Consider the following 26,264-nt stretch of genomic DNA (forward strand, 5'->3'; position numbering starts at 1 on the left):
AGGATTGGAAGACAATTTCGCGCATCGGTTCCCCGAAAATCTTCGGCATTGGCGCTCGAGTGTCTTTCGTGCCCTTCCCAGTGTGGCGGGATTCCAACACTCGATGATGCCGGGTGCGGCGGCGTTCGCGACTTGCGGCGAAGTAGCGCGGAGCGCGGGATCAAGCCGGTCCGGCAGCGGGGGGCAACGCCCGGGCCGCGCGGCGGATCAGTACCGTGTGGAGACACCAAGACAGCACACCGCACACGGCCATGACGGCCGCCATCGGCACCGCCGAGCGGGCGTGCATCAGACCGACCGCGGCCCCCGCGCTCGCGGCGGCGAGGAATTGCAGCGCGCCCAGCAGGGCCGATGCGGCCCCGGCGCGTTGATGCTGCCGGTTCAGCGCTTCGGCCACCGCATTCGGCTGGGAAAAGCCCAGGCTCGTGACATAGGCGAACAGCGGCACCATCAACCCGACCAGTCCACCGAGCTTGAGCGCCGCCACCGCCAGCATCAACAATCCCAGCACGGCGACCAGATTGTTGGTTCGACGCAGCACATCGGCCGGACGGCGCTTGCGCAACAGGTGGGCGTTGACCTGCGAGCCGGCAATGATGCCGCACGCGTTCAGCCCGAAAAGCCAGCCGTAGTGCGCAGGGTCGACGCCGTACAGATTGATGAACACGAAGGGCGAGCCGGTGATGTAGGCGAACATCCCCGCCTGGGAGATGCCCCCCGCAAGCGCATTGCCCATGAATTCGCGGTCGCGCACGAGTGCGCCGTAGTTGTGCCACGCCGTAGCGAGCCAATGGCGAGCCTGTTTTGCAGCCGCGCGCGTCTCCGGCAGCCAATAGACGGACATCGCGAAACACAGCGCGCCGAACACCGTCAGGCCCCAGAAGATCCAGCGCCAGCCGACGACCAGCAGGACTTGCCCGCCGATCAGCGGTGCGAGGATCGGGGCCGCGCCCATGATGAGCGTCATGCGCGACAGCACACGCGCCACGGTGCTCGTGTCAAACAGGTCGCGCGCCATCGCACGGGCGATCACAAAGCATGCGCAGCCGCCCACCGCCTGAATGAAGCGACAGACAATCAGCGTCTCGATATTCGTGGCGAGCGCACAACCGGCCGACGCGATGGTATAGAGCGCCAGACCGGCGTAGAGCGGCCGCTTGCGCCCGTAACGGTCGGCCAGCGGCCCGTGCAGCAACTGGCCCAGCCCGAGACCAATAAAGAACGACGCCAGCGAGAATTGCGCTGCCGCGTCCGTCGTATTCAATTCGCGTGCAATGCTCGGCAGCGCGGGCAGATACATGTCGATCGACAGCGAGCCGATGGCCGACAGAATGCCGAGAACGAAAACCGTGCGGAAGGTGTGGGCAGGCATGGCGCGAAACCTAGGGTAATCCCGAATCATACGGCATTGCCCCCGGGCGCGCTCAAGAAATAAGCAAGGGCCCGCCATTCACGCGGGCCCCGACCCGGCGGCGGTCAGGCTGTCTTCGCTTCCGACAGTCCCAGCGATTCGACCATCTGCTCGCGCATGACGAACTTCTGCACCTTGCCCGTGATCGTCATCGGCATCTCGGTCACGAAGCGGATGTAGCGTGGAATCTTGTAATGCGCGATCTGATCCTGGCAGAAGGCGCGGATATCGTCTTCCGTCGCGCTCTGTCCCGGTTTGAGAATGATCCAGGCGCACACTTCCTCGCCATACTTCGCATCCGGCACGCCGAACACCTGCACCGCCTGCACCTTCGGGTGACGGAACAGGAACTCCTCGATCTCGCGCGGGTAGATGTTCTCTCCCCCGCGAATGAGCATGTCCTTTACGCGGCCGACGATATTGCAATAGCCTTCCTCGTCGATCGTGGCCAGATCGCCCGTGTGCATCCAGCCGTCGCGGATCGCCTCACGCGTGCGCGGCTCGTCGTCCCAATAGCCCTGCATCACCGAGTAGCCCTTCGTGCAAAGTTCGCCCTTTTCGCCCACCGGCACGATCTCCCCGGCAGCATCCACGAGTTTCACTTCGAGGTGCGGCTGCACGCGCCCGACGGTCGTCACGCGCTTCTCGAGCGGATCGGTGGTCGTGGTCTGGAACGACACGGGACTCGTTTCCGTCATGCCGTAGGCAATCGTAACTTCGTGCATGTGCATTTGGCTGATCACGCGCTTCATCGTCTCGATCGGGCACGGCGAGCCAGCCATGATGCCCGTGCGCAAGGTATCGAACCGGTAGATGTCAAAGTCCGGATGATCGAGCTGGGCGATGAACATTGTCGGCACGCCGTGCAATGCGGTGCAGCGCTCTTCCGACACCGCGGCCATCGTCGCCTTCGGGTCGAACGCCTCGCCCGGGAACACCATCGTCGCCCCGGTCGACACGCAGGCGAGCACTGCCAGCACCATGCCGAAACAGTGGTAGAACGGCACCGGAATGCACAAGCTGTCATGCTCCGAGAAGCGCATCGCCATGGCGATGTAACGGCCGTTGTTGACGATGTTGTGATGCGTGAGCGTGGCGCCCTTCGGGTTGCCGGTGGTACCGCTCGTGAACTGGATATTGATGGCGTCGAAGCAATCGAGCCCATCGGTGATCTCGCGCAGCGCGTCGAGATCGGCATCCGCACCGAGCGTGACCACGTCGCTGTAATTCATCATGCCCGGCGTCACGCCCGAGCCCATGCGAATGACGGTGCGCAGCGTCGGCAGCTTCGCCGAGTGCAGTTGACCGGGAGAACTCTCTGCCAGCTCGGGCGCGAGCGTGTTGAGCATGTCGAGATACCGCGACGTCTTGAAGGACTCCGCCGCGATGAGCGCTTTACATCCGACCTTGTTGATCGCGTATTCGAGTTCGGCCAGCCGGTACGCCGGATTGATGTTCACCAGAATCAAACCGATCCGTGCCGTGGCGAACTGCGTGACCAGCCACTCCACACGGTTCGGCGACCAGATGCCCACGCGATCGCCCTGCTTCAGGCCCAACGACATCAGCCCGGAGGCAAACGTATCCACATGCGCGATGAATTCCCGCCACGTCCAATCCACGCCCTGCTCACGGAACACGACGGCCTGCCGCTCTGGATACTTCGCCGCTGTCTCGGCGAGCAGACCGAACACCGTCAACGTCGATAGCGGAATGGTGGTGTCACCCTTCACATACGACAGTCCATTACGAGGTACAACGCCCGAATCTTCCCGGCTTTCCATGCGCTTGTCTCCTGAAGCAATGCTGAAGGGGTGAAATGCTGATGTCCGGCGCTCGCCCGCGTGAATGGCCCGCCTGTTGTCGTCTCATCGAGCGACGGGGGCGCTAGTCATAACAATAGCGCGCGATGCTGACTTGACGTTTACGTTAACGGAATTCTGGCAACGGCACGAGTGGGGATGGCCCTGAGTTGGGCGAAGAATACGCGGGGCGGTGGGCACGCGGTGCCCCCGGGCGGCGGACATGCGCGGACAAAACAAAAGCCCCACGCACTTGCATGCATGGGGCTTTTGGCCGCGGCGTGGCGATGGTCGTTGCAAAGATGACCTTCGTTGCACTACGGCGAGCATGGAGTACAGCGCCGACCATGAGGCCGTCGCCGCAGCCATGCGGCGTTACTTCACCTTGCGGAACTTCTGGATCGCAGCGAGTTGGGCGATGGCTTCGGCCAGTTCGGCTTGGGCAGTCGCATACTCGATGTTCGAATCCTTGTTCGACAGCGCTTCTTCGGCACGGCGCTTGGCTTCGGCAGCCTTGGCCTCGTCCAAATCCTTGCCGCGAATTGCGGTATCCGCGAGCACGGTCACCGTACCCGGTTGCACTTCGAGAATGCCGCCGGCCACGAAGACGAAGTCCTCGTTCCCTGCCTCGTCCTCGATACGCACCGCGCCCGGCTTGATGCGCGTGATCAGCGGCGTGTGGCCGGGCAAAATGCCCAGTTCGCCGGCTTCGCCAGGCAGCGCCACAAAGCGCGCCGGACCGGAGAAGATCTGCGCTTCGGCGCTGACGACGTCTACTTGAATGGTTGCCATAATCGCTCCCGTTGAGTGTGATGAAGCGGCAGGCGCGCCAGTCCGAACATTGCCGTCCTCGCTTCGCTACCCCGCCCCGCAACAGTCACCTGCCGGCGAGCGGTGGCGTCTCTCGCGAGACCCCGCCGTCGCCCGGCACTCAACCGTTTACTGCATCTTCTTGGCTTTTTCGAACGCTTCGTCGATCGTGCCAACCATGTAGAACGCCTGTTCCGGCAGGTGGTCGCACTCGCCATCGACGATCATCTTGAAGCCGCGGATCGTTTCCTTGAGCGGAACGTACTTGCCCGGCGAACCCGTGAACACTTCGGCCACGTGGAACGGCTGCGACAGGAAACGCTGAATCTTACGCGCACGGGCCACGGCGAGCTTGTCGTCCGGCGACAGTTCGTCCATGCCCAGAATCGCGATAATGTCGCGCAGTTCCTTGTAACGCTGCAGCGTCGATTGCACGCGGCGGGTCACCGTGTAGTGCTCTTCGCCAATCACGTTCGGGTCGATCTGACGCGAGGTCGAGTCGAGCGGATCGACGGCCGGGTAGATACCCAGCGAGGCGATGTCACGCGACAGAACGACGGTGGCGTCCAAGTGACCGAAGGTGGTGGCCGGCGACGGGTCGGTCAAGTCATCGGCAGGCACGTACACGGCTTGCACCGACGTGATCGAGCCGGTCTTGGTCGACGTAATACGCTCTTGCAGCTTACCCATTTCTTCCGCCAGCGTCGGCTGATAGCCCACGGCGGACGGCATACGACCGAGCAGTGCCGAGACTTCGGTACCGGCCAGCGTGAAACGGTAGATGTTGTCCACGAAGAACAGCACGTCGCGACCTTCGTCACGGAAGTGCTCGGCCATCGTCAGACCGGTCAGCGCGACGCGCAGACGGTTGCCCGGCGGCTCGTTCATCTGGCCGTACACCAGTGCGACCTTGTCCAGAACGTTCGAGTCCTTCATTTCGTGGTAGAAGTCGTTCCCTTCACGGGTACGCTCGCCCACGCCGGCAAACACCGAATAACCGCCGTGTTCCTTGGCGATGTTATTGATGAGTTCCATCATGTTCACGGTCTTGCCCACACCGGCGCCACCGAACAGACCCACCTTACCGCCCTTGGCGAACGGGCAGATCAGGTCGATCACCTTGATGCCGGTTTCGAGCAGTTCGGTCGACGGCGACAGTTCGTCGAACGCCGGTGCCTTCTGGTGAATCGAACGGGTGTGTTCCTTGGCGATCGGACCGGCTTCGTCGATCGGACGGCCCAGCACGTCCATGATGCGACCCAGCGTCGGCTTGCCGACCGGCACCGTGATCGGCAGACCGGTGTTTTGCACCGTCATGCCGCGGCGCAGGCCTTCGGAGGAACCCAGACAGATGGTACGAACCACGCCGTCGCCCAGCTGTTGCTGGACTTCGAGCGTCAGTTCCGACCCTTCCATGGTGAGCGCGTCGTAGATCTTCGGCATGCTTTCGCGCGGGAATTCCACGTCGATAACGGCGCCGATGCACTGTACGATTTTGCCTTCAATCAAAGCAGTACTCATCGCTTTTCCTTTAGATACTCAAATTCATTTCGCCTTGCGGCGCATCGGCCCGTGCCACCGCTTAGACTGCGGCGGCGCCACCCACGATTTCGGACAGTTCCTTCGTAATCGCGGCTTGACGACCCTTGTTGTAGATCATCTGCAATTCACCGATCACGGTCTTCGCGTTGTCCGATGCGGCCTTCATGGCCACCATACGGGCGGACTGTTCCGACGCCATGTTCTCTGCGACAGCCTGGTACACGACAGCTTCGACGTAACGCACCAACAGGGCATCGACGACCGTCTTCGCATCCGGTTCGTAGATGTAGTCCCACGAATGCTGTGCCGGCACTGCGCTCGCGTCGTCCGACGCACCCTCGAACTTCTCGGGCAGCGGCAGCAGTTGTTCGACCACGGCTTCCTGCTTCATCGTGTTGACGAAGCGGTTGTAGGCCAGATACACGGCGTCGAGCTTGCCTTCGGCGTACGCATCGAGCTGCAGCTTCACTGCGCCGATCAACTTGTCCAGATGTGGCGTGTCGCCCAGTTGCACGACATGCGATACCACCTTCGCGCCGATACGGTTCAGGAAACCGAAGCCCTTGCTGCCGATGGCAGTGGCCTCGATCTTCAGGCCTTGCGCTTCGATGTCCTTCATCTTGGCCACCACGGCACGCAGCACGTTGGTGTTCAAGCCGCCGCACAGACCCTTGTCCGTCGTCACCACGATGAAGCCGGCCGCTTTCGCGTCGGCATGCTTCACCATGAACGGGTGGTGGTATTCCGGATTCGCCTGGCCCATATGCGCGGCGATCTGGCGCACCTTGTCAGCGTACGGCCGGGCATGACGCATGCGTTCCTGCGCGCGGCGCATCTTCGACGCGGCCACCATTTCCATGGCCTTGGTGATCTTGCGCGTGTTTTGCACGCTCTTGATCTTGCCGCGAATTTCCTTCATTCCAGCCATTGCTTACTCCTTGTCTCGGCGCGACGTTCGCTGTTGGCTGAACATCGCGCCTTCCCGGGTCCGTTGAATAGTTACCGATTCAACCGGATTAGTAAGCGCCGGTCTGCTTGAAGTCCTTGATCGCAGCGTGCAGGGCGGCTTCGTCGTCCTTCGAGAGATCTTTGGTCTCTTCGATACGGCCGATGAGCGCGCCGTGGCTGGTCTTCAGAACTTCGCGCAGACCCTTTTCGAACGACAGGACCTGGGAGACTTCGAGGTCGTCCAGATAGCCGTTGTTGGCGGCAAACAGCGACGTGGCCAGTTCCCAGACCTGCAGCGGCTGGTACTGCGGCTGCTTGAGCAGTTCCGTCACGCGGCGGCCGCGCTCGAGCTGCTTGCGGGTCGCTTCGTCCAGGTCGGAGGCGAACTGCGCGAACGCAGCCAGCTCACGGTACTGTGCGAGGTCGGTACGGATACCGCCCGACAGCTTCTTGATGACCTTGGTCTGCGCCGCACCACCCACACGCGACACCGAGATACCGGCGTTGATTGCCGGACGGATACCCGCGTTGAAGAGGTCGGTTTCCAGGAAGATCTGGCCGTCGGTAATCGAAATCACGTTCGTCGGAACGAAGGCGGTCACGTCGCCGGCTTGCGTTTCAATCACCGGCAGGGCGGTCAGCGAACCGCTCTGGCCCTTGATTTGGCCGTTGGTGAACTTCTCGACGTACTCTTCCGAGACACGCGCCGCACGCTCGAGCAGACGCGAGTGGAGATAGAACACGTCGCCCGGGTAGGCTTCACGGCCCGGCGGACGGCGCAGCAGCAGCGAAATCTGACGATAGGCCCAGGCTTGCTTGGTCAAGTCGTCATAAATGATCAGCGCGTCTTCGCCGCGATCGCGGAAGTACTCGCCCATCGTGCAGCCGGCGTACGGTGCGATGAACTGCATGGCCGCCGAGTCCGACGCCGTTGCCGTCACGATGATCGTGTATTCCATCGCGCCGTGCTCTTCGAGCTTGCGCACCACGTTCATGATCGACGAGGCCTTCTGACCGATGGCGACGTACACGCAGGTCATGCCCTTGCCCTTCTGCGAGATGATCGCGTCGATGGCCACAGCGGTCTTACCCGTCTGACGGTCACCAATGATCAGCTCACGCTGGCCGCGGCCGATCGGCACCATGGCGTCGATTGCCTTGATACCGGTCTGCACCGGTTGCGACACCGACTTACGCCAGATCACGCCCGGGGCGATTTTTTCGATGGCGTCGGTGAGCTTGGCGTTGATCGGACCCTTGCCGTCGATCGGCTGGCCCAGTGCGTCAACGACGCGGCCCTTCAGTTCCGGGCCGACCGGCACTTCCAGAATGCGGCCCGTGCACTTGACGGTGTCGCCTTCCGAGATGTGCTCGTATTCGCCCAAAATCACGGCGCCGACGGAGTCGCGCTCGAGGTTCAGTGCCAGACCGAACGTATTGCCCGGGAATTCCAGCATTTCGCCCTGCATCACGTCCGACAGGCCATGGATGCGGCAGATACCGTCAGTCACCGAGATCACGGTGCCTTCGTTACGGACTTCGGCGCCGCTCTCGAGACCTTGAATCCGGCTCTTGATCAGTTCGCTGATTTCAGAGGGATTGAGTTGCATATGTGCTCCTGATATTCAATTCTTGCCGTCGCAGTCGTATCGCGCCGGCCTCAGGCCGTCAGCGACGTCCGCATAGCTGCCAGGCGGGCGCGCACCGAAGTGTCCAGCACCTCGTCGCCAACCACCACACGCACGCCACCGATGAGCGACGGGTCTACCGTCACGCTCGCGTTGAGCTTGCAGCCGAACTTGTGCTCGAGGCCCTTGACCAGAGAGGTCAGTTGCTCGCCTTCGAGCGGGAAGGCGCTTTCGATCGTGGCATCCGCCGAACCGGAGGCAGCGTTCTTCAACGCTTCAAACTGTTCGGCGATCTCCGGCATGGCGGCCAGACGGCCGTTCTCGACCACAGCGGCGACGAAGTTGCGCACTTCGGCGTCGGTCGATTTCACGGCCGCGGTCAGCACATCGACCACTTGCGCCGGCGTGATTTTCGGATCGTCGGCCAGATTGGCCACTTCGGACAGCGCTGCCACTTGCGCCAGTTCGCGCACCAGCCCCGACCAGCGATTCAGGTCGCCGGTCTTGGCCACGCGGAACAGCGCTTCGGCGTACGGACGAGCGATGGTTGCGAGTTCGGCCATGATCAGAGCTCTGCCTTGAGTTGGTTCAGCAGGTCGGCATGGGCCTTGGCGTCAACTTCACGCTTCAGGATCTGCTCGGCGCCCTTGACAGCCAGACCGGCAACGTCTTCGCGCAGCGATTCACGGACCTTGACGGCCTGATTCTCGGCTTCGGCTTTGGCGTTGGCGATGATTCGGGCGGCTTCGGCTTGCGCCTGGGCCTTGATTTCGTCGGCCACGGCCTGAGCACGCTTCTCGGCGTCGGCAATACGCTTCGCGCCTTCGTCGCGGGCTTCCGCGAGGGCTTGCGTGGAGCGCTTGTTGGCGGCGTCCAGTTCGGCCTTGCCCTTGTCGGCGGCAGCCAGACCGTCAGCGATTTTCTTCGCGCGTTCGTCGATAGCCTTGATCAGCGGCGGCCACACGAACTTCATCGTGAACCATGCCAGGATCAGAAACACGACGGTTTGCGCGAACAGAGTTGCGTTTATGTTCACGGTGTTTCCTTTCGGTGATGCGAGTCGATTGGCAAAACAGCGCGCCCCATGGTGCCAGCTGGCTTGGGCGCGCCGTTCATGTCCAGTTGGCCGCGCGGATCATTGCGCGACCGGCCGAAAGAAACTTAAGCGAGCTTCGACAGCAGCGGGTTCGCGAACGCGAACAGCATGGCAACGCCCACGCCGATCAGGAATGCCGCATCGATCAGGCCGGCCAGCAGGAACATCTTCGTTTGCAGCGGGTTCATCAGCTCGGGCTGACGGGCGCACGCTTCGATGTACTTACCGCCCATCAGCGCGATACCCAGGCAGGCGCCGATAGCACCCAGACCGATGATAATGCCGATAGCGATGGCGGTCAGACCCTGGATGTTGGCGATGAAAGCTTGCATGATTACTCCTTTTGGTTAGAGACTTGAAACTTTAAATTTGAAAAACTGTGAAACCGGGAAACACGTCACTGCCTGCAACGACCCATCAATGATGGTCGTGCGCCTGGCCGATATACACCAGCGTGAGCATCATCATGATGAACGCCTGGAGCAACACGATCAGGATGTGGAAAATCGCCCATGCGGTGCCGGCAATGATGTGACCGACAAAACCCAGCACCGACGCATCCGCGCCAAAGCTCCAGATGCCGCCCAACAGAGCGATCAGCAGGAACAACAGTTCGCCGGCGTACATATTGCCGAACAGTCGCATACCGAGCGACACGGTCTTGGCACAGAATTCGATCAGGTTGAGCAGCAGGTTCGGGATCCACAGCAGGAAGTGGTTACCGAACGGTGCCGTGAACAACTCGTGCATGAAACCACCCGCGCCCTTGATCTTGAAGCTGTAGTACAGCATCAGGATCAGCACGCCGACGGAAATACCCAGCGTACCGTTCAGATCGGCCGTCGGCACGATGCGGTGATGGGTAATGATGTCGCCCAGGCCGACCCACCCGATCACCTTTGACGGCAGATCGACGGGCAGCAAGTCCAGCGAGTTCATGAGGGCGACCCAGACGAACACGGTCAACGCCAGCGGTGCGATGAACGCACGATTGCCGTGCACGATGCTCTTCGACTGGTCTTCCACCATTTCGACGAGCATTTCAACCGCCCCCTGGAAACGGCTCGGCACGCCCGAGGACGCTTTACGGGCAGCCAACCAAAGCACGAAACAGCCCAGAACGCCCATTGCGATCGACCAGAACATCGTGTCCCAGTTGATGATCGAGAAATCGACGATCTTGGTTTGCGTCGAACTCGCAAGGTTTTGCAGGTGGTGCGAAATGTACTCCGACGGGCTCGGAGCGTGGCCGGCTTCTAATGACATAGCGATCAAACACCCAATTATGAAAATCCGCACACGGTAGCGTGTCGACGCGCGAGCGGGTTTTCACCGCTACTTCAATGCCATCGCAAGCCAATAGACTTTGAGCGTGAGCACGAAGGTGACCAGCAACGCTATCCAGTGCACGCCTGGGTAGCCGAAGGCTATGGCCACAAACAACGCAATCGTCGTTGCTACCTTGACCGCCTCTCCCACCATCAACGAACCGACGGAGAGGCGATCACCTGACATTCTTAGCCGCAGCGCAAACAATGCGCCCGGCAACCAACCGACCATTCCACCCAGCCATGCGGACACCGCCGCGTCTCGTGGCGATGCCGAGAGTAACCACCAGGCCAGCGCCGCTACCAGCGACAGCAGTACCTGGGCTCCCACCACCCTGAATGGAGTCACACGGGACACACGCCCCACATCGGGACCGAACAGGCGCTCAGCCTGCGCACGTGTGAGCGGAACGATGGTTTCTTGCGCCTGCTCGTCGTCCCAGACCTCTGATGCTGCACGTGCCGGCGCTTGCGGTTTCGGTTCCAAGTCCGACCGTTTTTCGTCGGTCATCTCGTAGCCTCCCCGCCCGACTCGTGCAAAACGAATGGGCTCTTCAAGCAGATAAATCCGCGAGATTTTACGGGAAATTACGAACCCCAGTCAATCGAAACACGCAACAAATTCGCCGAAATTGTGCAGTGCATGCTCCGATTTGGCGCCAACTCTCAAGGAGCCCGATTTTCCTCATGGTGCAGCGCGGCAAATGCCCCAAACGCTGCGCAATCGCTGCGACTTGACGTCATTCGATGCGCGATTATCCCCATTTGAGGGCAACATATCCGACACACAGTGCCACCAGATAAAACGGGAGGGAGAGCCAATGAAAGCGCCACCAGATCTTGTCAGATTTCGCCATGCGCAATGCGATCAGGTTGGCTAACGAACCGATTGCAAGGCCGAAGCCACCGACCGCCGCGCCATGCGCAAGCGCCGGCCAGTTGTGGCTGTACTCCGCGAGCAGGATCGCGGCGGGAACGTTGCTGATGACCTGCGACAGCACCGCGGCCCCCATATAGGCCATACCGGATCCGGACAAATCCACCTGACCGAGCGTCGCGCGCACCTCGGGTAACCCGGCCACACCGCGCAGCACCACGAACATCAGCACGAAGATGGCGAGCAGCAACCAGTCGATACCGAACACCGCATTGCGCCGCGCGACCAGCAGGACCGCCGCCACACCCGCGCAGGCCCAGGTGGCAGCGCCGTGATCCGCCAGCACGACGAACGCCACGAACAGCGCCAGGGCGACCCACAGCAACGGCCAGCGCACGTCATGCGCGGGGCCGCGCCGCTGAAAATGCAGCACACGGGAATCGAACGCCATCGCACACGTCACGAGCAACACGGCCATGAGCGCCAACGTCAGAGGCGTCATCATGACGACGTAAGCTCCGAAGCCCATGCCACTGTGTTGCCACAGGAAGAGATTCTGCGGATTGCCGAGCGGCGTGAGGCTCGAGCCGGCATTGACCGCCAACGCGAGGAAGATGATCAGCCGTTCAATCCGCACCGGTGCAATGCGTGCGAGCGACTGCGCGAGCGGCACGACGGCAAAGAGGGCGACGTCGTTGGTGAGCAGCGTGGAGAGGGCTGCGGCGAACGCCACCATCAACAGCGCGAGACGTCGCTCGGTGCGAAACGCCCGCAGCAAGCGCTGAGCAAGCCAATCGAGGAAGCCGCTCTGATCGATCGCGCGCGTGAGCATCAGCAATCCGGCGAGCGTGAGAATCGTGTGCTGATCGATGCGTGCGAACAGGTCCCCAAGGCTCGCCGGCCGGGCTATCTGCAAGGCGACGAAGCCCACGAGCAGGATGACCAGCACGCGATCGTCGCGCACGCGCTCGTAGGTTGCGCGCAGGGCGCGCAATGCACGCGTTGCTGCGGTGCCGTGCTGTGACGATGGCGATGACGCTGCCGATGACGATGAAGCTGGCACGGCCGATGTCTGCGACGGGCTCGCCTTCGTCGGCTCCACGGACTTGCCTGCGGGATCGCTCACGAGAGGACGCTCAACACACCGACGTCATTCGGCACGAATGCGCGCGAGAATGCCGTCGAGCGCGTCGAGGCTGCCGAATTCAATCGTGAGTTGTCCGGCGCCTTTGCGGCCGACCTTGATCTTGACGTTCGACGCGAGCAAATCCGACAACTCTTCTTCGAGACGCGTCACGTCGCGACCGCCCTCTTCCGCCGAGCGACGACGAATCCCGTCTCCCTGCGGCTTGAGCGACGCATTGACGATGCGCTCCGTGTCGCGCACCGAAAGACGCTTGTTCACCACTTGATTGGCGAGCGTGATCTGCGTGGCGGCGTCGACGGAGAGCAGCGCACGCGCGTGCCCCATGTCGAGATCGCCCGCGAGCAGCATCGTCTGCACGGGATGCGCGAGATTGAGCAGGCGCAACAGGTTCGACACCGCGCTGCGCGAGCGGCCAAGCGATTCGGCGGCTTGCTCGTGCGTGTAGTTGAACTCACCGAGCAGCCGCTGAATGCCTTGCGCTTCTTCAAGCGGATTCAAGTCTTCGCGCTGAATATTCTCGATGAGCGCCATCGCGGCGGCGGCTTCGTCGGGCACGTCGCGCACGAGCACCGGCACTTCGGCCAGTCCGGCGATACGTGCGGCACGAAAACGTCGCTCGCCCGCAATAATTTCGTACTTCTCACCATCGACGGGACGCACCAGAATCGGCTGCATCAGGCCCTGCGCGCGAATGCTCGCGGCAAGTTCCTGCAGTGCGCCCTCATCCATGCGAGTGCGAGGCTGATACTTGCCGGCCTGAAGGCGCTCGAGCGCCATGACCGACGGTGCGCCGTCGGCGCGCGCGTCGGTCGCGCCGTTGTGATTATCGGCGTGGGCGCCGAGCAGGGCTTCGAGGCCGCGGCCCAGGCCCTTTTTCTTCAGTGCGGTGGTCTTGGTCGCCATGTGAATGCGTTCCTGCGCGAATGCGCCTTACATAGTTTGAATACGCGCGATCATTTCCGCGCCGAATTGCAGATACGCCTTCGCGCCACGCGATGCAGGATCGAAAACGACGCCTGGCATGCCGTAGCTCGGCGCTTCAGCGAGTCGCACATTGCGCGGAATGATCGCGTTGAATACCTTGTCTCCGAAGTGCTCCTTGAGCTGGTCCGAGACTTGTTGCTGCAGCGTGATGCGCGGATCGAACATCACGCGCAGCAGGCCGATCACCTGCAGGTCGCGGTTCAGATTCGCGTGCACTTGCTTGATCGTATTGACGAGATCCGACAACCCTTCGAGCGCGAAATATTCGCACTGCATCGGAATGATCACGCCGTGCGCCGCGCACAACCCGTTGAGGGTAAGCAGCGAGAGCGTGGGCGGGCAGTCGATGAGGATGAAATCGTACGCGTCGTCGACTTTGGCGAGCGCCAGCTTCAATCGGGTGTCGCGATTTTCGAGCGAGACGAGTTCCACGTCCGCACCCGCGAGTTCACGGTTCGCGGGCAGCACATCGTAACTCCCCGACTCCGAGCGCTGGCAACTCGCGACCACATCGGCACCGTCCACCAGCACTTCGTACACGCTTGATTCGAGAGCGGCTTTGTCGATGCCGCTGCCCATCGTCGCATTGCCCTGCGGATCGAGGTCGACCAACAGGACACGCTGCCCGTGCGACGCCAGTCCGGCAGCGAGGTTCACCGTGGTGGTCGTCTTGCCGACGCCGCCCTTCTGATTGGCCACGCAGAAAATTTTCGCCATGCCGATGTAGTCCTCCGAATGCTGCCGTGTTGATGCGATGGGTGCAGATCATGCCGGGCTGAAACCGGGGCCAATGCGCCGCGCCGCCAGCGACCGCCGACTGGCTGAGGCCCGGCGTGCGCGATTCGCTCCGTCCCGCAAATTCGATTACCTGAGTAAAGCTCAGTTATTACTTTCGCTGACCGGCGTCAGACGCGCCGGCGGGCGGTACTGCCGAGGCGCTCGCCTTTTGGGGCGTCAACACCAGTTTGTCAGTGTCGTAGCCCTGCTTGCGCAACTGGGCACGCATTTGATTCAGTGCGTTGTCGTCCATCGTCGGCGTTCGCGAGAGGACCCAGAGGTACTCGCGACTGGGCTCTCCGACAGCGGCAAACTGATAGTCGTCGTCGAGCACGATAACCCAGTAGTTCGCCCAAAGCCAGGGAATCCAGTGCAACCATTGCGGCGCGAACGTCACCTTGAAGCGGGCCGTGCCGGTGCCCTGCCCATCGGTGCGTGCCAGACCGGTATCGCTGACCCACGTACCATCGTCCTTGCGGCATCGGTTGGTGACTTCGATCCGCCCGTCCGGTCGCGCGGCATACTGCGCCGTCACGTCCGACACACATTTTCGCTCGAAGAAATTCGGATAGCGTGCTATTTCGTACCAGGTGCCGACGTAGCGCGCTTTGTCGATCTTCTGTACCGGCCGCACGCGTGTCGTCAGCGATTCTTGTCCGGATTGCCCCCAGGCGACCGCGGCAACCACCGAAAAACTGACCATGACGGCCCCTGCCCAGCGGGTCATCTTATTCATGCTGTTACCTTCACGCGAAGCAAATGACGCTCGGCGTCGAGAAATGGGACGTTCAGCGCCAGGCGCTCAACCAGTGTGTAGCCGGTGGGCAGCGCGAGTTCGCTTTCTGACGCCACGCCTTTCATGGCCCAGAAGCTGCCATCGGGAGCCAGCAAGGCTCCCGCGAGGGTGACGAAATCGGTCAGCTCAGCAAAGGCGCGCGACACGATGGCGTCGAAAGGTGCGCTCACTTCTTTGCCAACAGCGAGTGACTCGACCCGGCCGGTCACGACCGTCAGATTGGTCAACTTGAATGTCGCGCGGGCCTGGGTGAGGAATGCTGTTTTTTTGTGCACGATGTCGTTGACCGTCACTTGCCAGTCGGGACGCACAATCGCGAGCACCACGCCGGGCAGCCCACCGCCTGAGCCCACGTCAAGCACACGTGAAATCGGCTCACGGTCAAGGCGCGGCAGAATGGAGAGCGAATCGAGCAGGTGCTTGACGACCATTTGGCGGGGTTCGCGGATGGAGGTCATCTGCAACGAGGCATTCCATTTCGCCAGCAACGCCTGGTAGTCGAGCAGGCACCGCTGTTGTTCTTCGCTGATGGACAGGCCGAGTTGCCGGATGCCGTCGGCCAAAAGCACAGCCAGGTCATTGCCGCCGTTGGCGGCGGAACGTCGCGGATCGGTCATGAGGGCTCCGCGTCAGGCTGCGTGTGCGTCGCCGTCATCGGCGGCAGCGGTCGCTTCCCCTGACGCGCGACGGCGTCCGAGCCCTTTCTTGAGGTGGATCATCAGCAGCGAGATCGCGGCGGGCGTCACGCCGGAGATACGCGATGCCTGGCCCAATGTCTCAGGCCGCTGCGCCCCCAGCTTCTGGCGCACTTCGATCGATAGTCCGCGTACGTCGTTGTAGTCGATGTTGGCCGGCAGCACGGTGTTTTCGTTCGCTTCCTTGCGCACGATCTCGTCGGCCTGACGGTCGATGTAGCCCTGATACTTGGCGGCGATCTCGATCTGCTCACGAATCTGGTTCGCTTGCAGTGGATCGTCGGAGAGCGGTGTTTCGGCGGCAAGACGACCGCCCTGCACGGCCATGAGGGCGTCGTAGCCAACTTCCGGGCGACGCAGCAAATCGGCCAGCGAGTATTCATGGTCGATGGCTTTGCCGAGCAGCGGCACGGCATCTTCGGCCGGGAAGGTTTTCGGTGTCACCCACGTCGATTTGAGACGTTCTGTTTCACGTGAAACAGCGTCGCGTTTGCGGCAGAACGATTCCCAGCGCGTATCGTCGACGACACCGAGTTCGCGGCCGACTTCGGTCAGACGCATGTCGGCATTGTCTTCACGCAGCGACAGGCGATACTCGGCGCGGCTGGTGAACATGCGGTAGGGTTCGGAGACGCCACGCGTAATCAGGTCGTCGACGAGCACGCCAAGGTACGCCTGATCGCGGCGCGGGCACCAGGCATCGCGGCCTTGTACTTGCAACGCGGCGTTGATGCCGGCGAGCAGCCCTTGGGCGGCGGCCTCTTCGTAGCCCGTCGTTCCGTTGATCTGCCCCGCGAAGAAGAGCCCGGAGATGACGCGGGTTTCGAGCGAGCTGCGCAGCCCACGGGGATCGAAGTAGTCGTATTCGATGGCATAGCCTGGGCGCAGGATGTAGGCATTCTCCATGCCTTTCATCGAGCGGACGAGTTCGAGTTGTACGTCGAACGGCAGGCTGGTGGAGATGCCGTTGGGGTAGAACTCGTTGGTCGTGAGGCCTTCGGGTTCGAGGTAGATCTGGTGCGACGTCTTGTCGGCGAAGCGGTGAATCTTGTCTTCGATGGACGGACAATAGCGCGGACCGACGCCTTCGATAACGCCGGTGTACATGGGCGACCGGTCGAGTCCGCCGCGGATGATATCGTGGGTGCGTTCGTTGGTGTGGGTGACCCAGCACGGCACTTGGCGCGGATGCTGTTCGGGGCGGCCGAGAAACGAGAACACGGGAACGGGATCGAGGTCACCGGGCTGTTCTTCGAGAACGGAGAAGTCGATGGAACGGCCGTCGATGCGCGGCGGCGTACCGGTTTTCAACCGACCTTGCGGTAGTTTCAACTCTTTGAGGCGAGCGGACAGGCTGATGGCGGCCGGGTCTCCGGCGCGCCCGCCAACGTAGTTGTTCAGCCCGACGTGGATTTTGCCGTCGAGGAAGGTGCCGGCGGTGAGAACCACGGCGCGGGCGCGGAAACGCAGCCCCACTTGGGTGATGGCGCCTACGACACGTTCGCCTTCGACGATGAGGTCTTCGACGGCTTGCTGGAAGAGCCAAAGGTTAGGCTGATTCTCGAGGCGATGGCGGATAGCCTGCTTGTAGAGAATTCGGTCAGCTTGGGCACGGGTGGCGCGCACGGCCGGCCCTTTGGACGAATTCAGGATGCGAAACTGGATACCGCTCTCGTCGGTCGCGGCGGCCATGGCCCCGCCCAGTGCATCGACCTCTTTGACGAGATGGCCTTTGCCGATCCCGCCGATGGAGGGATTGCAGCTCATCTGACCGAGGGTCTCGATGTTGTGGGTGAGCAGAAGCGTCTTACAGCCCATGCGGGCCGAGGCGAGCGCAGCCTCTGTGCCGGCATGGCCGCCACCCACTACGATCACGTCGAACTCGGTCGGATAAAGCATCGTCATCTTGCCGCGGACGGCAAACTCTCTGGATTCGGTAATGGCGGAATTATAGCGGTATTGCGGTGCATCATTTGTAACGGCTGAGGTGTTTCACGTGGAACGTTGGCAAAACGACGGTATTGGGGACGGTTTCACGTGAAACATCGTTGGGTTGGATGGGGGAACGCTTAGGTTATGAAGCGTGGCGAGGGCCTTCCTGCACCACCCCACCGTTGAATTCCATCCCTCGCTCTCGCCTGCCTCCGGGCAGCGGAGATCACCGGCGCCCCGACTGCGCTCCACTTGAAAGTCGCTCCGTCAGGGCACCGGCAATCTCCGCCAATCCATTGCCCCAGGACAACCATCGCCAGATCGTCACTCGATGTTTCACGTGAAACGTCGTTGAGCGGATTCGGCGGTTGCTTTAACTTTACCGCGACGTGAACGCAACACTGCAACACCCCACCCTTGAATTCCGCCCCAACCTTCACCTGCCTCCGGGCAGCGGAGATCACCGGCGCCCCGACTGCGCTCCACTTGAAAGTCGCTCCGTCAGGGCACCGGCAATCTCCGCCAATCCATTGCCCCAGGACAACCATCGCCAGATCGTCACTCGATGTTTCACGTGAAACGTCGTTGAGCGGATTCGGCGGTTGCTTTAACGTTACCGCGACGTGAACGCAACACTGCAACACCCCACCCTTGAATTCCGCCCCCACCCTCACCTGCCTCCGGGCAGCGGAGATCGCCGGCACCCCGACTGCGCTCCACTTGAAAGTCGCTCCGTCAGGGCACCGGCAATCTTCGCCAATCCATTGCCCCAGGACAACCATCGCCGGATCGTCACTCGGTGTTTCACGTGAAACCTGGTTGGGTGGATTCGGCGGTTGCTTTGACGTTACCGCGACGTGAAGGCATGACTCCACCACCTCACTCTCGAATTCCACCGCCCCCCTTTTTCATCTCGGCGGCGCCAGCGGACTTCAATGGAGGACGCGGTTGAGAGATCGAACGCAATAGTAGTGAGATTGGCGGAGCCCTGACGGAGTAACTTTGAGGTGGAGCACAATCAGTGTGCCAACAATCAATGACCACTGCCCGGACGGATGAGAGCACGTCACCTGATTGCGGGGACGCGGCGTTTCTGCTTTCTTATTTTCCCTCACGCTCTACGTGAAAACCTCGGAAGCAAAAGCGACGCTACAAAATCGAAAGCGCCTCCTGGCATTGCACTTTGAAACCCGCATATCCACAGGTGCCCTCTTACCCCGCAAATCGCTTTCGGGAGTTTGCTTTTCTGTGGATAACCTCAAATGTCATTTCCTTGAGATTCTCGAAAATATCGCCAAACCCCTTATTGCGGCAGTGCGCCATGGATTTTGCAGCGCTGCAAATATCCACAAGCAACTGTGAATAACTGAGTCCACCGGTGCAGTGTATGGCGCCCCTCATTTCTTCAAAAAAATAGGGGCAGATAACAGTCACCGACGGGTGCCGGTCAACCTCCGAAAATGAAAAAGCCCGCCAAAGTGGCGGGCTCTCCGGGGGTACCAACGCGACAAGCGACGCCCTTCAGGCAGCCTTCTTCGCCAGCCCCAGATACGTTTCGATGACTTTAGGATTGTTGGCCAGTTCTTGCGCCGGGCCTTCCAACGCGAGTTCGCCCGTCTCGATGACGTAGCCGTAATCGGCCACCTGCAACGCCGCGCGAGCGTTCTGTTCGATCAGCAGCGTGGCCACACCGGTGTTACGCAAGTCGCTGATGATGTGGAAGATTTCCTTGACGATCAGTGGCGCCAGCCCGAGGCTGGGCTCGTCAAGCATCAGCAATTGCGGCTTGGCCATCAATGCACGGCCCACCGCGAGCATTTGGCGCTCACCGCCTGACAAGGTCCCCGCTTGCTGCTTCTGGCGCTCTTTGAGACGCGGAAACAGGGCGTAGACGACTTCCATCTGGTCCAGGAAGTTCTTCTCCCCCGCCCGCTTGCGACGGTACGCCCCCAGCAACAGGTTGTCCTCGACGGTCATCGTCGAGAACAACTCCCGCTTTTCCGGAACCAGGCACATGCCGCGGGCCACGCGGGCTTCGATGCCCAGCGCCGACATCTCGTGACCGAGATACGCGACGCTCCCACGGCTGGAGCCGTTGTGCGGCAATGCCCCCATGATGGCGTTGAGCATGGACGACTTGCCCGCTCCGTTCGGACCGATCACGGTGACGATCTGGCCCGCCCCCACCCGCAGATGCGCACCGTGCACCGCTTCGACTTTGCCGTACGCCACGGCGAGGTCCTTGACCTCCAGAATCGCGTCTGCCATCACTCCACTCCTCCCAGGTACGCTTCGAGCACTGCCGGGTTCTTCTGCACGTCTTCGGGCAGGCCTTCGGCGATCTTGGTACCGAACTCCATCACGACGAGGTGATCGGTCAGGTTCATCACGAAGTCCATGTCGTGCTCGACCAGCAGCACGCTCATCCCTTCGTCCTTGAGCTTCTTGAGCAAATCGGCCAGCGCCTGCTTCTCTTTGTAGCGCAGGCCGGCTGCCGGCTCGTCGAGCAACAGCAACGTGGGATCGCACGCCAATGCGCGTGCAATTTCCAGAATACGCTGCTGGCCCAACGCGAGACTGCCCGCCTCGTCATACATGTGCGCGCCGAGACCCACACGCTCGATCTGCCGCTTGGCTTCGTACAGCAACATGGCTTCTTCCTGACGATCAAGACGCAGCACGCTGGACCACACGCCGCCCTGGGGACGTCGACGCAGCCCGTTCTTGTCTCGCAGATAGGCGCCAATCGCAACGTTCTCGAGCACGCTCATCTGCGGCATCAAGCGCACGTGCTGGAATGTACGGCCAATACCGCGCTTGACGATCTCGCGCGACGGCAGCCGGTCGATTCGCTCGCCGAGGAAGGAGATCTCGCCGCGGGTGGCCTGCAGCACGCCGGTCACGAGGTTGAACGTGGTCGACTTGCCCGCGCCGTTCGGCCCGATCAGCCCCACGATCTCGCCTGCTTTGACCTGGAAGGAGACGTCGTTGACCGCTACGAGGCCGCCGAACTCCTTGCGCGCCTTGTCCAGCGTCAGCACCACTTCGCCGACCGCCGGCTTGGCACGATGCCCCAGCGGATCCGCTTGCTCCGGCGCCTTCGCGACACGACGCGCCGGGAAGATCTTGCCGAAGAAGGGCCACACGCCGTCGCGCGCATATTGCAGCAGCAGCACCAGCAACACACCAAAGACGATGGTCTCGAAGTTGCCGTTCGCACCCAACAGCATCGGCAGGATGTTCTGGAGGTAGTCCTTGAGCACGGTCAGGATCGCGGCGCCGAGCACCGCGCCCCACACATGCGAGACGCCCCCCACCACGGCCATGAACAGGTATTCGATGCCGTGGTTCAGGTTGAACGGCGTCGGGTTCACGGCGCGTTGCAAATGCGCGTACAACCAGCCCGAGATGGCGGCGAGCACGGCGGCGTACACGAACACGACCACTTTCATCCACGCAGTGTTCACGCCCATCGCCTCGGCCATCACGCCACCGCCCTTGAGCGCACGAATCGCGCGGCCAGGACGCGAATCAAGCAGGTTCTTGACCGATACCACCGCCAGCACCACAACGATCCAGATCAGGTAGTACATCTGACGCCCGCTCGCCAATTCCTTGCCGAAGAGGCTGATCGTCGGGATATCGTTCAGACCGTCGTACTTGCCCAGGAACTCCAGGTTGCCGAACAGGTAGTACAGCGCCAGGCCCCATGCAATCGTGCCCAGCGGCAGGAAGTGGCCCGACAGGCGCATGGTGATCGCGCCAATGACGAGCGCTGCCGCCGCGGTGATGATCACCCCGACGATCAGGCCGAGCCACGGCGACGCGCCATAGGCAGTCGTCAGGTAGGCGGTCGCATAGGCGCCCAGACCGACGAATGCCGCCTGTCCGAACGACGTCATGCCCGCCACGCCCGTCAACAGCACGAGACCAATGGCCACAATGCTGTATAGACCGATGTAGTTGAGCAGCGTTACCCAGTACTCAGGCAAACGCACGGGTGCAGGCAGCACCGGCAACACGGCCAGCACCACCAGGAAAATCAGGAAGTATTTGTTTTTCATTCTGTGGTCCGCCCCGGCTTATTCCTCGTCTTCTTCCACATGCTTGCTTGTAAGCGACAGCCACAGCAGCACGGGAAGGATCAGCGTGAAGACGATGACCTCTTTGTACGCACTCGCCCAGAACGACGAGTACGACTCCAACAGGCCGACCAGAATGGCGCCCAGCGCCGCAACCGGATAACTCACCAGACCGCCGATGATCGCGCCCACGAAGCCCTTGAGGCCGATCAGGAAGCCCGACTCGTAATAGATCGTCGTGATCGGTGCGATCAGGATGCCGCACAGCACGCCCAGCACGGCCGCCAGCGTGAACGCCAGACGCCCCGCCTGCACCGTGCCGATGCCCACGAGCCGCGCGCCCAGCCGGTTCACGGCCGTCGCACGCAACGCCTTGCCCGAGAGCGAACGGTCGAAGTAGAAGTACAACGCCAGGATCATCACGACCGAGACGCCCAACACCCACAGGCTCTGGCCAGACACCATGACGGAGCCGATGTTGAAGTTGGCGTCGGAGAATGCCTGCGTGCGCGAGCCTTCCGCCCCGAACATCACGAGCCCCAGCCCCGTCAGCGCGAAGTGCACGCCCACGGAGACGATCAGCAGCAACAGCGTGCTCGCCTCCGCCAGCGGCTGGTACGCGAGACGATAGAGCATCGGCCCCATCGGCACGACGAGCAACATCGTGAGCGCGATTTGGACGAGCATCGGCAGATTCATCGGTGCCAACGCCCTGACGACGAAGAACGCGGCAATCGGAAACACCAGGTACTTGCCCGCAAGCGTCGGCACCAAGCGCCCCGCCAGCTTGCGACGCTCGCTGTGACGCAAGACGCCCGCCGTCTCCACGACGAACGTACATACGCCCATCGCCACAAGCATCCAGCTCGTCAGCGGAAACTTCTGGGTTTGCAGTGCCGCCAGCGTAAGCGCGCCATACGACACGAACTCGCCCTGCGGAATGAAGATGACGCGAGTGACGGAGAACACCAGCACCAGTGCCAATGCCAGCAAGGCATAAATCGCACCCGTGGTGATGCCGTCCTGCGCCAGGATGGCTGCAATCGAAAGATCCATGCTCCTCTCACTTCGTTTGAGTACTTCTTGAGCCGACTGGCGAGACAGCCGGTGTGATGCACGGCGCAGCGCGCTGCCACCCCGTTCCCCTTCATATCCCTACGCCCCCACGGTCCCCGTGTGACAGCGCACAGAATTATGTATTGTATAAATCATTATGCATTGGTAAAACTCGGGCGACTACTGAGTCATCGACGTCTTTCGAGTGACGTCGCTGCCTGCCATGTCGTCCTCGCCACCCGCGCCGGGCATGCACCGGCCATCCTCGCAATGCCAGGCGTCCCGAAAACGGTCATTCCGCCACCTTCCGGCGGCGACGCGGCTTGTCCGGCAGCGATGGCGCAGCGGCCAGCACCTCCGGCGGCAGGGCCTCGCGCACGACGTCGAGCAGCCGGTAGATCTCGGCGAGCGTGTCTCGCCCGACCTTGTCTTCCAGATAGCGATAGCGCGCCTCGACCAGCGGACCGAGCTTTTTGCATAGTGCGCGGCTCGATGGCGTAAGCGACACCATCACGCGACGCTGATCGACTGCCATCCGACGGCGAATGATGAGGCCCGACGCCTCCATGCGCTCCAGCATGCCGGACAGGCTCGGGCTGAGGATGCAGCACTCCCGTGCGACCTGCCCGATTTCCATTTCCCCGGATTGGCTATCGTTGACGGCCCTTATCACACGCCATTGTTGTTCCGTGATGTCGTAACGATTGAGCAAGGGTCGGAACAGCCCCATTGCCGCTTCCCGCGTCTGTAACAACACCAACGATAGGTTGCGGTGTTCGAATTCACCCGTCATGGATTTACGCTCGAAAGGATCGGCCGGCCAGCCCCCCGGCGGCGGCGATCAGGTTGGGACAATGCGGCCTCTCAGGTGCCGCTCGCAAACGCATGTCCTGCCGTCTCTTTGCGAAGCGCGAAACTACCACGCTCAAAAAAAACGGGCGCGAACGCCCGTTCTTCTGGCCCGGTCGGTCCAACCGGGCGCCGATACCGCAGATCCATCGGAGGTGACAGCGGGGCATGCCTGTGAGCTATAGGCAGCCCCGGCGCCCATCAGTTCGCCAATTTCCACTTGCCGTTGACGATTTCCACCATCACGCGCGAGCGCTGGTCCAGGCCGTTGTGGTCCTTCGCGCTCATGTTGAAGATGCCCGCGGTGCCCGGCATGTCCTTGACGTTCTCCAGGGCCTCGCGCAATGCCGCGCGGAACTCGGCCGTGCCCGGCTTGGCCTTCTTCAGCGCAACGGGAATGGCCCGCTGCAGCAACAGACCGGCGTCCCAGGCGTGACCGCCGAAGGTCGAGATGGAGCCCGCGCCGTATGCCTTTTCATACACGACCTTGTAGGCAGCGGCCGACTTCTTCACCGGATTGTCGGCAGGCAGTTGGTCGACGACGAGCAGCGGGCCCGCCGGCAGGTACGTGCCGTCGCAATCCTTGCCGCAAACGCGCAGGAAGTCGTTGTTGGCGACACCGTGGGTCTGATACAGCTTGCCCTTGTAGCCGCGCTCCTTGAGCGTGCGCTGCGGCAGCGCTGCCGGCGTACCTGAACCAGCGATCAGCACGGCATCCGGATTGGCCGCCATGATCTTGAGGACCTGGCCCGTGACCGACGTGTCGGCACGATTGAAGCGCTCATTGGCCACGACCTTGATCTTGTTCAGATCGGCAGCCTTCTGGAACTCCTTGTGCCAGCCTTCGCCGTAGGCGTCGGAGAAGCCGATGAACGCGACCGTCTTCACGCCGTTGTCGGCCATGTGCTTGGCAATGGCGGTGGCCATCAGAATGTCGTTCTGCGGGGTCTTGAACGACCAGGCGCGCTTGGCGTCCACCGGTTCGACAATGGCAGCGCCCGCGGCCATCGAGATCATCGGGGTCTGCGTCTCTGCCGCCACGTCGACCATCGCCAGGGAGTTCGGCGTGACCGTCGAGCCGAGCACGGCGTCAACGTGGTCTTCGCTGATCAGCTTGCGCATGTTCTTGACGGCCGTCGTGGTGTCGGTCGCGTCGTCGAGCAGGATGTACTGCACCGACTGGCCGCCGATCGTCTTGGGCAGCAGCGAAATGGTGTTCTTCTCGGGAATGCCCAGCGAAGCCGCCGGACCGGTCGCCGACAGCGACACGCCAATCTTCACCTGGGCGCTCGCAACGCCCGTAGCCAGCATCATCGCCGACGCCACGCACAGCAACTTCAGTTTCATTTGGGTCTCCTCGCAAAAATTTTGAATTCGTTGTTCTGACCATTGTTGAACCCGCCGGCCCGATATTAACCGACCGCGCAGTCGGCAAATTGTCGCTCATCTTACGGGCACCGGCGCCTTCTCGTAAAGTGCGGTTTCCCCACCTGTGGCTTCAACCGCAAAGGCTTACGTCCGAACGGCGCCGGGCGCCGCCTTCACCACCGATGCCGCACTTGCGCACGCGCGATGCTGTCCGGTCTCCCGTCAGCCGCGAAGCAATGCGTCATAGCCGGTCTTCACGATCAGCACGGCGAGCACACACAGGAACATGCGTCGCACGAAACCCACGCCGCGCTTGAGCGCGAGCCGGCTGCCCACCTGACTGCCCAGCACGTTCATGACCGCCATGCCGAGGCCAACCTGCCACGCAACGTGCCCGCCCATGCCAAACAGCCACAGCGCGGCCAGGTTGGTCGCCACGTTCACGATCTTCGCCGACGCCGAGGCGTTGACGAAATCCTGACCAAACAGGCGGACAAACAGGAAGACGAGGAAGCTGCCCGTGCCGGGGCCGAAGAAACCGTCGTAGAAGCCGATGGCGCCGCCCACGGCGATCGCCATGAGGGTCACCCCCGCCCCACCTGTCACAGGGGCGTGAACCGTCCCGAAATCCTTCTTGCGCAGGGTGTAGATTGCCACGCCGGTCAGCACGAACGGCAGCAGCTTGCGAAGCACGTCGGCCGGCACATGGGAGACGGCGTACGCACCGCAAAACGAAAACAAGAAGGCGGCGACGGTGGCCGGCAACAGAATGGCCCAGCGCAGTTGAATGCCGCGCGCGTAGCGCAGCGCAGCCGATGCCGTGCCCCAGATACCGGCCAGCTTGTTGGTACCGAACAGCAACGGCGGCGCCGCGTTCGGGAAAACGGCGAAAAGCGTCGGTACGGAGATCAGCCCGCCACCTCCGACCACCGCATCGACCAGACCGGCCACAAACGCCCCGACCGCGAGCATCAGCCAATCGGTCAGCGCCCCACTCGTCAACATCCGTCCCCCCTATCGGCAAACAGGTGTTTTTCGGGACGTGCTCCGATCGCCGCAAGGACACGCCGGACATGGGCGCGCAAAAGTGCTGATGGAGGAACGTGAGGGGGGCGGGGCATGCGACCAGGACTGTC

General features: G+C 62.0%; 23 protein-coding genes. All 23 read right to left on the reverse strand.

Annotated features, from left to right (window positions below; translation table 11 throughout):
- Positions 1-160: 160 nt before the first annotated feature.
- The 23 genes from OYT13_RS24480 to OYT13_RS24590 all read right to left on the reverse strand — a co-directional run bounded on the left by OYT13_RS24480 (position 161) and on the right by OYT13_RS24590 (position 26,133).
- Positions 161-1,372, reverse strand: a complete 1,212-nt coding sequence (locus tag OYT13_RS24480) for a Bcr/CflA family multidrug efflux MFS transporter (protein WP_017233812.1) — start codon at positions 1,370-1,372, stop codon at positions 161-163.
- Between the two features lie 104 nt (positions 1,373-1,476).
- Complete coding sequence (locus OYT13_RS24485; RefSeq protein WP_261939556.1) at positions 1,477-3,195, reverse strand: AMP-binding protein; 1,719 nt, start codon at positions 3,193-3,195, stop codon at positions 1,477-1,479.
- A 393-nt stretch (positions 3,196-3,588) separates the two neighbouring features.
- Complete coding sequence (locus tag OYT13_RS24490) at positions 3,589-4,005, reverse strand: F0F1 ATP synthase subunit epsilon (protein WP_017233814.1); 417 nt, start codon at positions 4,003-4,005, stop codon at positions 3,589-3,591.
- 147 nt (positions 4,006-4,152) lie between these two features.
- Positions 4,153-5,544 carry a F0F1 ATP synthase subunit beta gene (atpD, locus tag OYT13_RS24495; protein WP_017233815.1) on the reverse strand — a complete coding sequence of 464 codons (1,392 nt, stop codon included), beginning with the start codon at positions 5,542-5,544 and terminating at the stop codon, positions 4,153-4,155.
- A gap of 61 nt (positions 5,545-5,605) precedes the next feature.
- Positions 5,606-6,493: a F0F1 ATP synthase subunit gamma gene (gene atpG, locus OYT13_RS24500; RefSeq protein ID WP_026131929.1), complete on the reverse strand. Its 888-nt coding sequence runs from the start codon at positions 6,491-6,493 to the stop codon at positions 5,606-5,608.
- A gap of 88 nt (positions 6,494-6,581) precedes the next feature.
- Positions 6,582-8,123: a F0F1 ATP synthase subunit alpha gene (gene atpA, locus OYT13_RS24505; protein WP_017233817.1), complete on the reverse strand. Its 1,542-nt coding sequence runs from the start codon at positions 8,121-8,123 to the stop codon at positions 6,582-6,584.
- Positions 8,124-8,173: 50 nt separating this feature from the next.
- A complete protein-coding gene (locus tag OYT13_RS24510) occupies positions 8,174-8,704 on the reverse strand; it encodes a F0F1 ATP synthase subunit delta (RefSeq protein ID WP_017233818.1) in 531 nt (176 codons plus the stop codon).
- A 2-nt stretch (positions 8,705-8,706) separates the two neighbouring features.
- Positions 8,707-9,177, reverse strand: a complete 471-nt coding sequence (locus OYT13_RS24515) for a F0F1 ATP synthase subunit B (protein WP_017233819.1) — start codon at positions 9,175-9,177, stop codon at positions 8,707-8,709.
- Positions 9,178-9,302: 125 nt separating this feature from the next.
- Positions 9,303-9,569 carry a F0F1 ATP synthase subunit C gene (gene atpE / locus OYT13_RS24520; protein WP_017233820.1) on the reverse strand — a complete coding sequence of 89 codons (267 nt, stop codon included), beginning with the start codon at positions 9,567-9,569 and terminating at the stop codon, positions 9,303-9,305.
- Positions 9,570-9,654: 85 nt separating this feature from the next.
- Positions 9,655-10,503, reverse strand: coding sequence for a F0F1 ATP synthase subunit A (gene atpB, locus OYT13_RS24525; protein ID WP_017233821.1), 849 nt, complete (start codon positions 10,501-10,503; stop codon positions 9,655-9,657).
- Between the two features lie 69 nt (positions 10,504-10,572).
- Positions 10,573-11,076, reverse strand: coding sequence for an ATP synthase subunit I (locus OYT13_RS24530; RefSeq protein ID WP_017233822.1), 504 nt, complete (start codon positions 11,074-11,076; stop codon positions 10,573-10,575).
- A 244-nt stretch (positions 11,077-11,320) separates the two neighbouring features.
- Entirely contained in the window at positions 11,321-12,436 is a 1,116-nt protein-coding gene (locus tag OYT13_RS24535) for an SLC13 family permease (protein WP_017233823.1), read from the reverse strand.
- A gap of 156 nt (positions 12,437-12,592) precedes the next feature.
- On the reverse strand, positions 12,593-13,492 hold the full coding sequence (locus tag OYT13_RS24540) for a ParB/RepB/Spo0J family partition protein (protein ID WP_017233824.1): 900 nt from the start codon (positions 13,490-13,492) through the stop codon (positions 12,593-12,595).
- A 27-nt stretch (positions 13,493-13,519) separates the two neighbouring features.
- Positions 13,520-14,290, reverse strand: a complete 771-nt coding sequence (locus OYT13_RS24545) for a ParA family protein (protein ID WP_017233825.1) — start codon at positions 14,288-14,290, stop codon at positions 13,520-13,522.
- Positions 14,291-14,459: 169 nt separating this feature from the next.
- A complete protein-coding gene (locus OYT13_RS24550; RefSeq protein WP_017233826.1) occupies positions 14,460-15,086 on the reverse strand; it encodes a lipocalin family protein in 627 nt (208 codons plus the stop codon).
- A complete protein-coding gene (rsmG, locus tag OYT13_RS24555) occupies positions 15,083-15,763 on the reverse strand; it encodes a 16S rRNA (guanine(527)-N(7))-methyltransferase RsmG (protein ID WP_017233827.1) in 681 nt (226 codons plus the stop codon). The genes OYT13_RS24550 and rsmG overlap by 4 nt, the downstream gene beginning before the upstream one ends.
- Before the next feature lie 12 nt (positions 15,764-15,775).
- Complete coding sequence (gene mnmG, locus OYT13_RS24560) at positions 15,776-17,740, reverse strand: tRNA uridine-5-carboxymethylaminomethyl(34) synthesis enzyme MnmG (RefSeq protein WP_268567070.1); 1,965 nt, start codon at positions 17,738-17,740, stop codon at positions 15,776-15,778.
- A gap of 1,554 nt (positions 17,741-19,294) precedes the next feature.
- Positions 19,295-20,041 (reverse strand): ABC transporter ATP-binding protein, encoded by a 747-nt coding sequence (locus OYT13_RS24565; protein WP_017233829.1) that lies wholly within the window; start codon positions 20,039-20,041, stop codon positions 19,295-19,297.
- Positions 20,041-21,837: a branched-chain amino acid ABC transporter ATP-binding protein/permease gene (locus OYT13_RS24570; RefSeq protein WP_017233830.1), complete on the reverse strand. Its 1,797-nt coding sequence runs from the start codon at positions 21,835-21,837 to the stop codon at positions 20,041-20,043. Before OYT13_RS24570 ends, OYT13_RS24565 begins: the two co-directional genes overlap by 1 nt.
- A gap of 18 nt (positions 21,838-21,855) precedes the next feature.
- Positions 21,856-22,911: a branched-chain amino acid ABC transporter permease gene (locus OYT13_RS24575; protein ID WP_017233831.1), complete on the reverse strand. Its 1,056-nt coding sequence runs from the start codon at positions 22,909-22,911 to the stop codon at positions 21,856-21,858.
- Positions 22,912-23,203: 292 nt separating this feature from the next.
- Positions 23,204-23,704 (reverse strand): homoprotocatechuate degradation operon regulator HpaR, encoded by a 501-nt coding sequence (gene hpaR, locus OYT13_RS24580; RefSeq protein WP_017233832.1) that lies wholly within the window; start codon positions 23,702-23,704, stop codon positions 23,204-23,206.
- A 257-nt stretch (positions 23,705-23,961) separates the two neighbouring features.
- Complete coding sequence (locus OYT13_RS24585; protein WP_017233833.1) at positions 23,962-25,107, reverse strand: ABC transporter substrate-binding protein; 1,146 nt, start codon at positions 25,105-25,107, stop codon at positions 23,962-23,964.
- Positions 25,108-25,350: 243 nt separating this feature from the next.
- Entirely contained in the window at positions 25,351-26,133 is a 783-nt protein-coding gene (locus OYT13_RS24590) for a sulfite exporter TauE/SafE family protein (protein ID WP_261939552.1), read from the reverse strand.
- Positions 26,134-26,264: the final 131 nt, after the last annotated feature.

This window comes from Pandoraea sp. XJJ-1 (assembly GCF_026802345.1).
GTDB lineage: Bacteria > Pseudomonadota > Gammaproteobacteria > Burkholderiales > Burkholderiaceae > Pandoraea > Pandoraea cepalis.

Bases quoted from the DNA above. Each gene is read 5' to 3' on its own strand.
- mnmG (WP_268567070.1), bottom strand. From the start codon at position 17,740: ATGCTTTATCCGACCGAGTTCGACGTGATCGTAGTGGGTGGCGGCCAT.
- hpaR (WP_017233832.1), bottom strand. From the start codon at position 23,704: ATGACGGGTGAATTCGAACACCGCAACCTATCGTTGGTGTTGTTACAG.
- atpE (WP_017233820.1), bottom strand. From the start codon at position 9,569: ATGCAAGCTTTCATCGCCAACATCCAGGGTCTGACCGCCATCGCTATC.
- atpA (WP_017233817.1), bottom strand. From the start codon at position 8,123: ATGCAACTCAATCCCTCTGAAATCAGCGAACTGATCAAGAGCCGGATT.
- OYT13_RS24480 (WP_017233812.1), bottom strand. From the start codon at position 1,372: ATGCCTGCCCACACCTTCCGCACGGTTTTCGTTCTCGGCATTCTGTCG.
- OYT13_RS24545 (WP_017233825.1), bottom strand. From the start codon at position 14,290: ATGGCGAAAATTTTCTGCGTGGCCAATCAGAAGGGCGGCGTCGGCAAG.
- OYT13_RS24510 (WP_017233818.1), bottom strand. From the start codon at position 8,704: ATGGCCGAACTCGCAACCATCGCTCGTCCGTACGCCGAAGCGCTGTTC.
- atpG (WP_026131929.1), bottom strand. From the start codon at position 6,493: ATGGCTGGAATGAAGGAAATTCGCGGCAAGATCAAGAGCGTGCAAAAC.
- OYT13_RS24575 (WP_017233831.1), bottom strand. From the start codon at position 22,911: ATGGATCTTTCGATTGCAGCCATCCTGGCGCAGGACGGCATCACCACG.
- atpB (WP_017233821.1), bottom strand. From the start codon at position 10,503: ATGTCATTAGAAGCCGGCCACGCTCCGAGCCCGTCGGAGTACATTTCG.
- OYT13_RS24570 (WP_017233830.1), bottom strand. From the start codon at position 21,837: ATGAAAAACAAATACTTCCTGATTTTCCTGGTGGTGCTGGCCGTGTTG.
- OYT13_RS24490 (WP_017233814.1), bottom strand. From the start codon at position 4,005: ATGGCAACCATTCAAGTAGACGTCGTCAGCGCCGAAGCGCAGATCTTC.
- OYT13_RS24530 (WP_017233822.1), bottom strand. From the start codon at position 11,076: ATGACCGACGAAAAACGGTCGGACTTGGAACCGAAACCGCAAGCGCCG.
- OYT13_RS24540 (WP_017233824.1), bottom strand. From the start codon at position 13,492: ATGGCGACCAAGACCACCGCACTGAAGAAAAAGGGCCTGGGCCGCGGC.
- OYT13_RS24565 (WP_017233829.1), bottom strand. From the start codon at position 20,041: ATGGCAGACGCGATTCTGGAGGTCAAGGACCTCGCCGTGGCGTACGGC.
- OYT13_RS24585 (WP_017233833.1), bottom strand. From the start codon at position 25,107: ATGAAACTGAAGTTGCTGTGCGTGGCGTCGGCGATGATGCTGGCTACG.
- rsmG (WP_017233827.1), bottom strand. From the start codon at position 15,763: ATGACCGATCCGCGACGTTCCGCCGCCAACGGCGGCAATGACCTGGCT.
- OYT13_RS24590 (WP_261939552.1), bottom strand. From the start codon at position 26,133: ATGTTGACGAGTGGGGCGCTGACCGATTGGCTGATGCTCGCGGTCGGG.
- OYT13_RS24550 (WP_017233826.1), bottom strand. From the start codon at position 15,086: ATGAATAAGATGACCCGCTGGGCAGGGGCCGTCATGGTCAGTTTTTCG.
- atpD (WP_017233815.1), bottom strand. From the start codon at position 5,544: ATGAGTACTGCTTTGATTGAAGGCAAAATCGTACAGTGCATCGGCGCC.
- OYT13_RS24485 (WP_261939556.1), bottom strand. From the start codon at position 3,195: ATGGAAAGCCGGGAAGATTCGGGCGTTGTACCTCGTAATGGACTGTCG.